Annotated in this window: 10 protein-coding genes; 6 read left to right on the top strand and 4 right to left on the bottom strand. The window is 63.5% G+C overall.

What is annotated here, in order from left to right:
- Positions 1–31 precede the first annotated feature (31 nt).
- Together ACEW7X_RS14440 and ACEW7X_RS14435 are read right to left on the bottom strand one after the other, a co-directional pair.
- Positions 32–1,453 carry a short-chain fatty acid transporter gene (locus ACEW7X_RS14440; protein WP_127775165.1) on the bottom strand — a complete coding sequence of 474 codons (1,422 nt, stop codon included), beginning with the start codon at positions 1,451–1,453 and terminating at the stop codon, positions 32–34.
- A gap of 208 nt (positions 1,454–1,661) precedes the next feature.
- Positions 1,662–2,582, bottom strand: coding sequence for a LysR family transcriptional regulator (locus ACEW7X_RS14435; protein ID WP_068367183.1), 921 nt, complete (start codon positions 2,580–2,582; stop codon positions 1,662–1,664).
- A gap of 106 nt (positions 2,583–2,688) precedes the next feature.
- Here ACEW7X_RS14435 and ACEW7X_RS14430 point away from each other — a divergent pair, with 106 nt between their 5' ends.
- From ACEW7X_RS14430 to gabP, 3 genes are all read left to right on the top strand, one after another.
- Positions 2,689–4,035, top strand: a complete 1,347-nt coding sequence (locus ACEW7X_RS14430) for an aspartate aminotransferase family protein (protein WP_420177357.1) — start codon at positions 2,689–2,691, stop codon at positions 4,033–4,035.
- 182 nt (positions 4,036–4,217) lie between these two features.
- A complete protein-coding gene (locus tag ACEW7X_RS14425) occupies positions 4,218–5,711 on the top strand; it encodes a CoA-acylating methylmalonate-semialdehyde dehydrogenase (RefSeq protein WP_420177356.1) in 1,494 nt (497 codons plus the stop codon).
- Positions 5,712–5,970: 259 nt separating this feature from the next.
- A complete protein-coding gene (gene gabP, locus ACEW7X_RS14420) occupies positions 5,971–7,413 on the top strand; it encodes a GABA permease (protein WP_420177355.1) in 1,443 nt (480 codons plus the stop codon).
- 43 nt (positions 7,414–7,456) lie between these two features.
- Here gabP and ACEW7X_RS14415 read toward each other — a convergent pair whose 3' ends face one another.
- Both ACEW7X_RS14415 and ACEW7X_RS14410 read right to left on the bottom strand, forming a co-directional pair.
- Entirely contained in the window at positions 7,457–8,833 is a 1,377-nt protein-coding gene (locus ACEW7X_RS14415) for a CoA transferase (protein ID WP_420177354.1), read from the bottom strand.
- A gap of 111 nt (positions 8,834–8,944) precedes the next feature.
- On the bottom strand, positions 8,945–9,583 hold the full coding sequence (locus tag ACEW7X_RS14410; RefSeq protein WP_420177353.1) for a TetR/AcrR family transcriptional regulator: 639 nt from the start codon (positions 9,581–9,583) through the stop codon (positions 8,945–8,947).
- Between the two features lie 134 nt (positions 9,584–9,717).
- On the opposite strand from ACEW7X_RS14410, the gene ACEW7X_RS14405 reads away from it, so the two are divergent.
- The 3 genes from ACEW7X_RS14405 (at position 9,718) to ACEW7X_RS14395 (ending at position 12,835) form a co-directional block, all read left to right on the top strand.
- Positions 9,718–10,566 (top strand): siderophore-interacting protein, encoded by an 849-nt coding sequence (locus tag ACEW7X_RS14405; RefSeq protein WP_420177352.1) that lies wholly within the window; start codon positions 9,718–9,720, stop codon positions 10,564–10,566.
- 163 nt (positions 10,567–10,729) lie between these two features.
- Positions 10,730–11,302: a GNAT family N-acetyltransferase gene (locus tag ACEW7X_RS14400; RefSeq protein WP_068367171.1), complete on the top strand. Its 573-nt coding sequence runs from the start codon at positions 10,730–10,732 to the stop codon at positions 11,300–11,302.
- 27 nt (positions 11,303–11,329) lie between these two features.
- Positions 11,330–12,835, top strand: coding sequence for a PLP-dependent aminotransferase family protein (locus tag ACEW7X_RS14395; RefSeq protein ID WP_420177351.1), 1,506 nt, complete (start codon positions 11,330–11,332; stop codon positions 12,833–12,835).
- Positions 12,836–12,838: the final 3 nt, after the last annotated feature.

The following is a 12,838-nucleotide window of genomic DNA, read 5'->3' as shown; positions in this document are numbered from 1 at the left end:
ATGCCGTCGATGGTATCCGGGCCAGCGCGCGTCAAGGCTGTATCGGCGGGAAGTAGGTCAGGGTCTGGCCCAGCCCCCAGAGCAGCAGCAGAACCAGCGGAATGTGGACCAGCAACTGCACGAAGGTGAAGCCGATCAGGTCGCGGGCCTTCAGGCCGAGCACGCCCAGCAATGGCAGCATGTAGAACGGATTGATGAGGTTGGGCAGCGCTTCGGCAGCGTTGTAGATCTGTACTGTCCAGCCCAGGTGGTACTGGAGCTCGTTGGCGACCTGCATGACGTAGGGCGCTTCGATAATCCATTTTCCACCACCCGATGGAATGAAGAAGCCCAGCACGGCGGAGTATGCGCTCATCAACACCGCAAAGGTGTCATGCGAAGCGATCTTCATGAAAAAGGCGGAGATGTGGTGGGCGATGGTTTCGCCACCGCTGCCGGGCACCTGCGTCATGATCGCTGCAATGGAGCCATAGAGCGGGAACTGGATCAGCACGCCGGTGGTGGTGGGTACGGCGCGGGCCACTGCATCCAGGAAGCTGCGCGGCCGCCAGTGCAGCAGGGCGCCGGCCATGATGAACATGAGGTTATAGGTATTCAACCCGGATATCGCCAGGATGGCGGGCTTTGACGCGAATTCCTGCAGCAGCCAGCCGGCGGCCAGGGCGACTAGCAGGATGATGAGCAGCGGGCTGTGCTCCAGCCATTCGCCCGGGCGCGTGGGCTTGTGCGCCTCGGGCATCGAGAAGGCCGGGTCTATGCCGCAGTCCTGCGCGCTGCGCGCCGAGGCGGCGCTGGGAGCGGTGAGATAGGCAATGATGAGCGACGCGATGATGAGCACTAGCAGCATCAGGCCCGATTGCCACAGGAAAATGGTTTCCGTGAAGGGGATGACGCCGGTGATGGCCAGGATGGATGGCGGCAGGCTGCCAGGGTTGGCCTGCAACTGGGCGGCGGATGAGGAGATGCCCAGCGCCCAGACGGCGCCCAGCCCGAGATAGGCGGCAGCACCAGCAGCACGGTAATCCATCTTCAGGTCGGCGCGCCTAGCCATGGCACGGACCAGCAGGCCGCCGAATACCAGGCTCAGGCCCCAGTTGAGCAGCGAGGCCAGCATGGAAATCAGCGCTACCCAGCCGACGGCCGAACGGCCATTGCGCGGCAGCTTGGCCAGCATGTCGATCAGGCGCGACGCCGGGCTCGATGTGGCGACCACATAGCCGCCAATGACGACAAAGGCCATTTGCATGGTAAACGGGATCAGGCTCCAGTAGCCGTCGCCAAAGGCCTTGGCGGTGGCAGCCGGCGTGGCGCCTATGGCCAGTGCGGCGATGGCGACCAGCAGAACGCCTATGGTTGCGAACACCCACGAGTCTGGAAACCATCGTTCCGCCCAGGCCGCGCAGCGCATGGCGAAACGGGCCGAGCGGCTTTCCTGCAGAGTGCTTGTTGTCATCTCCTGCTACCCCTATTGATTTGTGGTCTTGATTTTGAGGAATGCTGCCCGGCCATCAGCCTGGTGGGCGCCAGCCAGGGCAGTGCAGGATAGTCTAGCCGCAGGACACGGCGCCGCACAGACGGAATATGCATAAATACTGCATTACCGCGGGTATATAGGGATACGTGCGTCTGCAAGCGGGCCTGTGGCGCCGTGGATGCCCGGCTCAGCGTGGGCTTTGCCCGTCGTTGGAGAGGGTGGTCAGAAAGTGCTCGACCAGCAGGTTGGAACGCCTGCCCTTGCGGGTGGCGATGGCCAGCGGAACGGTGAATTGCATGCGTTCGGGCTGCAGGGCCACCATCAGGCCTTTTTCGACCCAGGTGGCGGCATAGTGGCAGGGCAAAAAGCCGATGTATTCGCCCGTGAGGATCAGGAAGGCGATACCTTCGCGGTCGGTAGCGCGCGCGACGCAATTGAGATCCTGGTGCAGCCGCAAGGCTTCGGCGGTCATGCGATAACCCGGGGCCACGGTACCGGCCTGTTGGATCTGCGCCAGCGTCGCCTGGCCGCCGGTTTGCGCCAATGGATGCAGATGACTGCAGTAGAGCAGGGAAATTTCGTCATAGAGCGGCAAGTACTCCAGTCCGGAAAGTGGCGTGATATCGGGCAGGGCGCCGATGTGCAGACGTCCGTCGAGCAGGCCGCGCTCGATGTCGCCGGGCGTGCTCATGCTGATGTTGATGCGGATGCCGTCGCTCTGGCGACGCAGGTCGCGCAGTGTGTTGGTGATGCGGGTGCGGGTCTGGGTCACGAGGTTGTTCATCAATCCCAGGTTCAGTTCGCCGCGCAGATGGTTGTGCAGCTGGTTGACTTCGCGCCGGAAGTCTTCGATGGATGCCAGCAGGGCCTCGCTGGCCCTAAGGATTTCCCTACCCTGGTCAGTCAGGGCAAACCCGGCACGGCCGCGTTGGCACAAGCGCATGCCCAGGCGCTTTTCCAGGTCTGACATATGCTGGCTGATGGCCGAGCGAGTGATGCCCAGCGCGCTTTCTGCGGCGGCGAAGCCTCCATATTCGGCCACGGTGCGGAAAACCAGCAGCATGCGTAGATCGAAATCCGTGACCTGGGCCAAAAAGTTCTTTTCCATTCAGGTTAGAAAACCGATAAGTATTGTTGAGAACATTTGTATTTTACTCATCTAACCTGCTGGGCATAATGAGTCGCATCCTTCCTTACAACAAAGGGGTATCGCGATGAATTTGCAGACATTTTCCCCATCCGAGACGGAGACGGGCCTGAACTTGAAGGCGCATTGGATGCCGTTCAGTTCCAACAGGAATTTCCAGAAGGACCCACGCCTGATCATTGCGGCATCCGGCCATTGGCTGATCGACGCCACGGGCCGCAAGGTGTTCGATGGCCTGTCCGGCCTCTGGACTTGCGGCGCCGGCCATAGTCGGACGGAAATCCAGGAAGCGGTCGCCCAGCAACTGGGCACGCTGGATTATGCGCCGGCCTTCCAGTTCAGCCATCCGCTGGCTTTTCAGCTGGCGGAGAAAGTGGCCGAGCTGACACCGGGCCAGCTGAACCATGTGTTCTTCACCAATTCGGGTTCCGAATGTGCGGATACTGCCGTGAAACTGGCACGTGCCTATTGGCGTATTCGTGGCCAGGCTTCCAAGACGAAAATGATAGGCCGTGCGCGCGGATACCACGGGGTGAACGTCGCAGGCACCAGCCTGGGGGGCATAGGTGGCAATCGCAAGATGTTCGGTGTGTTGATGGATGCGGACCACCTGCCGCACACCTTGCAGGCCGGTTGCGAATTCACGCGCGGTCAGGCCGAGACTGGCGGTGTGGCATTGGCCAACGATTTGCTGCGCCTGATCGAGCTGCATGATGCGTCGAATATCGCCGCCGTGATAGTCGAGCCTATGTCCGGGTCGGCCGGCGTGCTGGTTCCGCCGCAAGGCTATCTGCAACGCCTGCGCGAAATCTGCGACCAGCATAATATCCTGCTGATTTTCGACGAAGTGATCACCGGTTTCGGCCGCATGGGCCGCACGACTGGTGCGGAATACTTCGGCGTGACGCCGGACATCATGACGGTCGCCAAGCAACTGACCAATGGTGCCATCCCGATGGGCGCCGTGATCGCCAGCGATGCTATCTATGACACTTTCATGGGGCAGGACATCGGCGAGCATCTGGTCGAGTTCGGCCATGGCTACACCTACTCTGCGCATCCGGTGGCTTGCGCGGCGGGGCTGGCCACGCTGGAACTGCTGGAACGCGAAAGCCTGATCGAGCGCGCTGCCGCGCTGGCACCGCACTTCGAACAGGCGCTGCATGGTCTCAAGGGCACCCGTCATGTGATAGACATCCGCAATTGCGGATTGGCTGGCGCCTTGCAACTGGCGCCCCGCGACGGCGATCCCGCCATCCGTCCGTTCGAGGCCGGGCTGGCGCTGTGGCGCAAAGGGTTTTATGTGCGCTTCGGTGGCGACACCCTGCAGTTCGGGCCGCCCTTTAGCGCCACGCCTGCCGAGCTCGACAGCCTGTTCAATGCTGTGGGTGAAGTCCTCAACCAGGTGCCTTGAGTTCCTTGAGTTTCTTGGGGCTCCTGGGCTTTTACCAGGCGCTCACGCAGCAAGACCATGCGCGGACGGGCCAGGCCCGCCTGCGCGGCCGGGCAGCCCGGGCCATAGGCCATTCAGGGGCGGCTCGGACACAACAACGCAATAACAAGCAATTTCCAAGATTCAGCCTAGGAGACAATAGTATGTCGATCATTCCGCATCTGATTGATGGCGTTCGGGTTCAGGGGGGCGGCCGCCAGGCGGATGTCTATAATCCTTCGACAGGCGAGGTCACCGGGCAGGTGGCGCTGGCCGACGCCGCAACGCTGCAGCAGGCCATTGCTTCGGCCAGCGCCGCTTTTCCCGCATGGCGCAATACGCCGCCGGCGCGCCGGGCCCAGGTGCTGTTTCGTTTCAAGCAACTGCTGGAGCAGCACCAGGACGAAATCTCGCTGCTGATCAGCCAGGAGCATGGCAAGACGATCGAAGACGCGGCAGGCGAGCTCAAGCGTGGCATAGAAAACGTTGAATATGCCTGCGCCGCGCCGGAATTGCTCAAGGGCGAATACAACCGCAATGTCGGCCCCGCCATCGACGCATGGAGCGATTTCCAGCCGCTGGGTGTCGTGGCCGGCATCACACCATTCAACTTCCCGGCCATGGTGCCGCTTTGGATGTATCCGCTGGCCATCGCCTGCGGCAATACCTTCATTCTCAAGCCGTCGGAGCGTGATCCCAGCTCGACATTGCGCATTGCCGAACTGTTCCTGGAAGCGGGCCTGCCCACGGGGGTGCTCAATGTGGTGAACGGCGACAAGGAAGCCGTGGACGGGCTGATCGCCGCGCCCGAGGTCAAGGCCCTGAGCTTTGTCGGTTCCACGCCGATTGCCGAGTACATCTATGCCGAAGGCTGCCGCCATGGCAAACGGGTGCAGGCGCTGGGTGGCGCGAAGAATCACGCCGTGCTGCTGCCGGACGCGGATCTCGACAACGCCGTCAATGCCTTGATGGGCGCCGCCTACGGTTCCTGCGGCGAGCGTTGCATGGCGATATCGGTCGCCGTGTGCGTGGGCGATGCGGTCGCGGATGCGCTGGTGGAAAAACTGGTGCCCAAGATCCAGGCGCTCAGGATAGGGGCAGGGACGACCTGCGGGCTGGACATGGGACCGCTGGTGACGGCGGCAGCGCGCGACCGGGTGCGAGGCTATATCGACGCCGGGGTACAGGCTGGGGCGAAGCTGGTGGTGGATGGCCGCAATCTGAAGGTGGGAGGTTATGAGTCGGGTTTCTTTGTTGGCGGCACGCTGTTTGATCACGTCAGGCCAGACATGAGCATCTATACCGATGAAATTTTCGGGCCGGTGCTGTGCATTGTGCGGGTCGATAGCCTGGAAGCCGCCATGCAGCTCATCAATGAGCATGAGTATGGCAATGGCACCTGCATCTTCACGCGCGACGGCGAAGCGGCGCGTTTGTTCTGCGACGAAATCGAAGTCGGGATGGTTGGGGTCAACGTGCCCTTGCCCGTACCGGTTGCGTATCACAGCTTCGGCGGCTGGAAGCGTTCGCTCTTTGGCGATCTGCATGCCTATGGCCCCGATGGCGTGCGCTTTTATACGCGCCGCAAGGCCATTACCCAGCGCTGGCCGCAGCGCGCCAGCCACGAGGCCTCACAGTTCGCATTCCCCAGCCTCTAGGAAAAACCAAAAACAGGCATGGCCCGCAGGTCATGCCTGTTTTCGTTATGGGAGGTGCACCGGAACACACGGTAGTGCAGTCGCAGTGAACAAAAGGAGAAAAGGCCTGCAAGGCCTTGGCGAGACAACAAATGATGGCGGCAATCCACCTTATCAATCATGCGCCGCCGCACGGCGGGCAGCGTTCCGGCGGTATTACCGTACCGTTGCCGTATTCACGCGGGACGTGGCCCTGTCGATGCACACAGGAGACAAGAATATGTCAAAAGTCATTTTGGCTTCGCAGCTCAACAAGGGAGGCAATGCGTCCCTGGCGCCAGGACTGAAGCAGCGCCACGTCACGATGCTGTCCATTGCCGGCGTGATCGGTGCCGGCTTGTTCGTCGGTTCTGGCCATGCAATCGCGTCCGCCGGGCCGGCGGTGCTGCTGGCCTATCTGATTGCCGGCACTCTGGTGGTTCTGGTGATGCGCATGCTCGGCGAAATGGCGGTCGCCGCGCCGGATACCGGCTCGTTTTCCACCTACGCCGATCGCTCCATCGGGCGCTGGGCCGGCTTTACCATTGGTTGGCTGTACTGGTGGTTCTGGGTGCTGGTGATTCCGCTGGAGGCCATCGCGGCGGCAGCCATCCTGCATGCCTGGTTCCCGGTAGTTGATACCTGGGTGTTCGCCCTGGCCGTGACCACCTTGCTGACGGTGACAAACCTGTTCAGCGTGGCGCGCTATGGCGAGTTCGAATTCTGGTTTGCGCTGCTCAAGGTGCTGGCCATCATCGCCTTTATCGTGCTGGGCGCCATGGCGCTGGCAGGCGGATTGCCGGATCACCGCGCCAGCGGGCTGGCCACGCTGATGGCGACTACCGGCGGCTTCATGCCCAACGGCGCGGCGGCTGTGCTGGGCGCTTTGCTGACGACCATGTTCAGTTTCATGGGCACGGAAATCGTGACCATTGCCGCAGCCGAGTCTCGCGACCCGGCGCGCCAGATCACGCGTGCGACCAATTCGGTGATCTGGCGCATTGGCCTGTTCTACCTGGTGTCCATCTTCATTGTGGTTTCCATCGTGCCCTGGAACGACCCGACGCTGCTGCAGGTCGGGTCCTATCAGCGTGCCCTGGAACTGCTCAACATCCCGCATGCCAAACTGATTGTGGACCTGGTGGTGCTGGTGGCCGTGGCCAGTTGCCTGAACTCCGCCATCTACACCTCGTCGCGCATGGTGTTTTCGCTGGCGCGCCGTGGCGATGCGCCGGAAGCGCTGCAAAGGACCAGCGTGAACCATGTGCCCCGGGCGGCGGTGCTGGCGAGCACGGCGGTCGGTTTTCTGACGACCATCGTCAATTACTTCATGCCTGAGAAGGTCTTCACGTTCCTGCTGGCTTCGTCTGGCGCTGTCGCCTTGCTGGTGTATCTGGTCATTGCGGTTTCACAGTTGCGGATGCGGCGTCAGTTGATCGCCGGCGGCCATCCGATCGAATTCCGCATGTGGCTGTATCCCTGGCTGACCTGGGCGGTGATTGGTTTCATCGTGCTGGCGCTGGGCATCATGCTGACCCTCGAAAAACATCGCAATGAGGTGCTGGCGACGGCATTGCTGACGGTCATGATCGTGGCATTGGGTGTTTGGAACGCCCGCCGCAGCAGGGCAAGGGATGCCCACCACGGCGTCACGGCAGCACGACCCGCAGGATCGGTGGTGTAACGCTGGCCGCTGGCGCTGTCAGGCCTGCTAGGCGGGTGCCAGCCTACCACTCGGGCCGGTCCGTTCCAGGCGGAACGGAGGGCCTGTCGTAACCGGCAGGCGTGCGCAACAGTTGCGCGCTGGGACGTATGGCGCGCAGCAGCCCGAAACCGGAGGGCACGCTGTCCAGCCACGGGGTGTCGTCTGGTTTTTCCGCCGCCAGTCCATGTTCGACACGCCCCAGGCTGCGCAGCCATTGGCCGGTCTGGGCCAGGGATACCTCGACATGCCAGCTGCCGCCTTCCTGTTGCTGGCGCCATAGCGCGCAAGCCGCGCCGAAGGCCATCAGGAAGCCGCTGGCCTGGTCAAGAATCTGCATGGGAAGCGCGCGCGGTTTGCCGTCGCCCTCAGCGGCGCCTTCTGCGTGGTTGAAACCCATGGCGGTCTGGACCAGCGAATCAAAGCCGCGCCGCTGGCTCCAAGGGCCCTGGGAGCCATAGGCAGTCAGCGACACCGCCACAATGCCGGGACGGCGGTGCGCCAGCGCTGCCGGTGAAAAGCCGAGATCCGCCAGCCCGCCGGGCCGGTAGCCCTGCGAGAAAACATGTGTGTCACCGATGAGCCGCCACAAGGCGTTGCGTCCGTTTTCGGTGCGCAGGTCGAGGTGGACAGAGCGCTTGCCACGGCTGGTCTCGGCGATGGCTGCGATATTCGGTAGCTGCGGCGAATTGACCAGCATCACGTCAGCGCCAAAGGACGCCAGCGCGCGTCCGCCAACCGGGCCGGCCAGGATGCGTGTCAGGTCCAGCGTGCGCACGCCTGATAGCGGACGCTCATTCTGGGCCAGCGCCGGCAGCGTCCGGGGTGGTGCATCGCCAATGCGGGTGATGCTCAGCAGCGGCTGGGCGCTGATGGCTTGGCCTTGCGGCGAAGCGTCCCATTGGTCGAAGCTGCGCAGCGCCGTCGCCACCAGCCCGCGTTCAGCGGTGGCACGTTCGAAGTCCAGCGCGCGCCAGTTCAACATGGCGCGTTCGGCGTCCGCGCGCGTGGCCGTGTCCGGGTTCAGGCCCAGCAGGCGCAGGGCGCCGTCGCGATGATGGCGGAAGTTGGTATGCACGCGGACATGGCCATCGGCGCAGCGGTACAGGCCGGCGAAGGGGTCCCACAGGTCTGGCGCGGTGCCGTCCAGTGAAAACCAGCCGGTGCACTCCACGGCGGCATGCGTCATGTCTACCGCAACGTTCTGCCGGGGGACGCCTCGCGCATGCCCCAGTTCACAGGCGGCAAGCGCGGCGGCTGCAATACTGGCCTGGGCGGCAGCGCCTACTGCGAAAGAGGACGGGAAGACCGGGTCGCGGCCGGTCAGGGAAATGCGCTCCAGTGCGTCGGATGGCAGACCACTCAATTGCCACAGTGCGTTCAAGGCGGCTCGGGAATTCATTGGCAGACTCCTGGCGGATGGTCGTCCGGCAACAGTAAGCAAGCCTGGCCGGCACTGGTTGGGAAATGGCGTCACGGGCAGGAAAACAAACGCGCCACGTGGCTGCGCCGTTTAATTTACCAGGGGTGGTTGCGCCGAAGGGCGGCGTGGTCGGCCATCCTGCTGAGAGGCCATCTGCAGTGCACCAATGATCAGCGCTTGCATGCTGAGATCGAATTCCTCATGCAGGGCGGCATCACTGGCTAGCAGCCCAGTGCTGGAGCCTGCCGGGCAGGCGTAGACGGTGTCGGCCAGCGCGATGCAGTGGTAGGCCACGGTGGACAGCAGCCACCCTGCGGTTTCGGTAGGGATGGCGTAGGCGCTGGCGACCTGGGCGTGGTGATCCAGGATCCGGGCCAGCATGGCTGGTGTTTTCTGGTCATGGCGGGTCAGATAGCCCGCCAGGCCGGGGTTCTGGTGCACGAGTTGGCGCAGGGAGCGCGCAAATTCGGCCAGATAGTCAGCCAGGCCGGCGGTATTTGCCATGCAGGGAGCAGGCATGCGCCACTGGCCGAAGATGGCATCGGCGACAACCTGCTTGAGCACGTCGAGGTTGGAGACGTATTTGTACAGGGCCACGTGGCTGACGCCAAGACGTGCGGCCACACCGGTGAAGGTGATCAGCGGCAGCGTCATTTCCATGCCGGCTTGGGCAATGCGTGCCAGGGTGATCGTGGGCGGCCGGCCGCGTGGTGGGGAAGCACTGGTCATGGGTGTCTTGAGTGGAGAAAGGCTCGCGGTAGCGGCATGGTAAGCCAGCAGCGAAATATTTTCATTTCCATTGCGCAGTACAATTAGTTTACTATGGTGTAACTAATTATCGAATCCATGCAAGGAAAGCGGTCATGACGACATTGAATCAGACGCCCGGGAAAGCGTCGGGCATGCTCAGCACACCGGACCACGACCGTGGTTTGATCCATACGACAGCGCGGGTCGAGGCGCTGGAGCGCCCTACGCCAGGCGTGGTGCGCATCCGTGCGCGACTGGAAGAATCCCGGCTCAGTCCTGAGTGGCAACTGCCCAATGTCGCGATCCGGTTGAGGCTGGGCAGCGATTATGACGATGCGTCGCGAGTCTATACCTTGCGCACTTTCGCTGCGGATAGCGCCACGATGGTGTTTGACGTAGTGGTGCACGGCTACAGCAGTCCGATGATGCGCTGGGTGGCGGATTTGCAGCCTGGCAGTTGCTTCGCGCTCAGCGGCCCGCGGCCGCACTTCCTGATTCCGGCGGTGGATGGCCGTCCGGTCGCCTTGTTCCTGGATGCTACCGCCATTCCCGCGCTGTATGCGCTGTTGAGCCAGCGCCCGACGGGCTTGCACGGTGTGGGCTGGGTGGCTACGCCGGATGTCGCCGCCTTTGCCGAGCTGCCTGTCATTGCGGGACTGGACCTGCAACATGTGAATGAACAGGGGGTTGGCGCGGGGGGCGTGCTGGCTCGGCGTGCCCGTGAATTGCCAGACCCCGGACGCTATGTTGTGTGGGGAGCAGGTGAGCGTGACGAAATGCGGGCCATCCGCCAGCATTTCAGCGCGGCCGGTCTGAGCAAGAGCGAGATAGCCATTGCCGGGTACTGGACGCGTGGCGTCAGCAATACGGAACTGGACGAGCGGCGCCGGCGCAACTATGAAAAAATCGTGGCGGCGGGTGGCAGCCTGGCGGACGTGGATGATCTTGCCGTAGGGGCCTGAGGGCCGACTGCAAGCCGCAGGGCAGCCGTCGGGATTGTGCGCAGTGGGCCGGGTTCGGTAGCATGGCGGTTTTCGTGCGTAAGGGCTGCCGTGTTGCTGCCGTGATGCGGTGGCGCTCCGGGCGCGGGCCGCCAGGGTGGCGGGCAGGCCAGGGAACAGGACCATGAATGAAGTGACCGCCAGCAACGGGCTGGTGACTCGGTGCTTGATGCGCACCGAATTGCCGGCGCTCTGGACCATAGACCGCCGCGAACGGGTCGATGAGGTATATGCCGTGGTGGATGGGCAATTGACGCTGCGCCGCGAGTTTTACGATACGCGGGGTTGGCCGGAAGGCGAACCGGAAAGCCAGGCGCCGCTGCTATTGGCTTGCTTTGACCGTGGCGGGATATTCCGTGGCGTGTTCGATGGGGGGCGCCTGGTGGCCGCCAGCGTGCTCGATAGCGCACCAGTGGCGGATTGGCCGTCGCTGCGGCAGATGGCTTTTCTGCATGTCAGCCATGACAGGCGCGGGCTGGGGCTGGCCTCTATGCTGTATGACCGTTGTATGGAAGATGTCCATTCACTTGGCGGGTCAGGCCTGTATATCTCGGCAACCTCCACGCGCCGGACGGTGGATTTCTACCGTGCCAAGGGTGCTCGGCTGGCTGCTCGCCCGGACCGGCATCTGCATGGCCTGGAGCCGGACGATATTCATTTGATCCATGACCTGGCGGCCATGCCGCCACGGTCGTGAATTGACACGCTGCGCGGACGGTTGCCCATGAACCGGACTTTCGAGCTGGAAACCTTGCGCATGCAGCTGGCGCAGCCCGGCCAGCAGCGGCAGGCCCTGCATTTGCGCCTGCAGCGCGCTTTGCGCGCGCTGATCCTGGATGGCGCCCTGGCACCTGGGGTGAAGTTGCCGGCCACGCGGGTGCTGGCGGAGTCCCTGGGCGTGTCGCGCGAGACGGTGGAAAACGCCTATGTCCAGCTACAGCGTGATGGCTTCATTGCGCGACGCGGCGGTTCGGGAAGCTATGTGTCTGCAACGCTGGGTACCGAATTGCGTGGCGCGGCGCCGCGTCGGACGCGGCGGTCGGGGGCGTTGGCATCCGGTGCCGCAGGCGTGGCGGGGCTGAGCCGGCGGGGCCAGGACTTTCTGCAGGGCGGCGGCGTGCAGGATACGCGCGCCATCCAGGCGTTTGCCACGGGCTTGCCGGAAACGCGCAGTTTCCCGACCTCAACCTGGGAACGCCTGCAGCGCCAGGCCTTGCGTGAACATCGCGGCAGCCTCTTGCTGCATGGTGATCCGCAAGGTGAAGCGCCGCTGCGCGAAGCGATCGCGGCTTACCTGAACCTGGAGCGCGGAGCCAGGGTAGCGCCGGCGCAGATCATCGTGCTGAGCAGCACGCGGCAGGCGCTTTACCTTTGCGCGCAGGTGCTGGCCGACGCGGGGCAGTCCATCCTGATGGAAGACCCGGGCTATTTTGGCGCCCGCCAGGCCTTTGTTGCCGCACAGACCCGGGTCGTTCCCATTGCGGTGGATGGGCAGGGGCTTCGGACAGACCTGCTGCACGCGGACAGCAGTGGCGCCAATGCCGTGTACGTGACGCCGTCTCACCAGTACCCGACTGGTGCCACCTTGCCACTGGAACGCCGGCTGGATCTGATCAATTGGGCGGCCGGTAATGGCAAGTGGATCATCGAGGATGACTACGACAGCGAATTCCATTACGACGGGCTGCCTACCGCCTGCGTGCAGGGGCTGGACCGCCATGACCGCACCTTGTATGTCGGTACGTTCAGCAAGACGCTGTACCCGGGATTGCGCATGGGCTACATGGCCGTGCCCGAGGCGCTGGTCGGCGCATTTGTGAATGCGCGCAGCATCATGGACGGCCATACGCCGCAAATCCTGCAGCTGACGCTGGCGCGTTTCATGGAAGATGGTTACTACAACACGCATGTGCGGGCCATGCGCAAGCTCTATGCGGCACGGCGGGAAGTCATGCTGGAGGCCATAGGCAGGCACCTGGGCGATGTGGCCGTGGCGGCGCGGCCAGCTGGCGGCCTGCAGGTGCCCTGCTTCCTGTTGCCGGACTGGCAGGAGGCCGAGACTATCCGGCGCGCGGCCGAGGCCGGCATCCGCCTGCCCGGACTCAGCCGTCTGTACCGGGGACAGGCGCCGCGCGAAGGATGGTTGCTGGGCTATGCCGCGCTGACCGACAACGAAATCCGCGAGGCTATGGGAAGGCTGGCCGCAGCGCTGCGGCCTGTGCGGGGGTAGTCT

This window comes from Kerstersia gyiorum, assembly GCF_048595715.1.
GTDB classification, from domain to species: domain Bacteria; phylum Pseudomonadota; class Gammaproteobacteria; order Burkholderiales; family Burkholderiaceae_B; genus Kerstersia; species Kerstersia gyiorum.
Note: the sequence above shows the minus strand (reverse complement) of the source record. Positions and strands in the feature narration are given on the sequence as shown.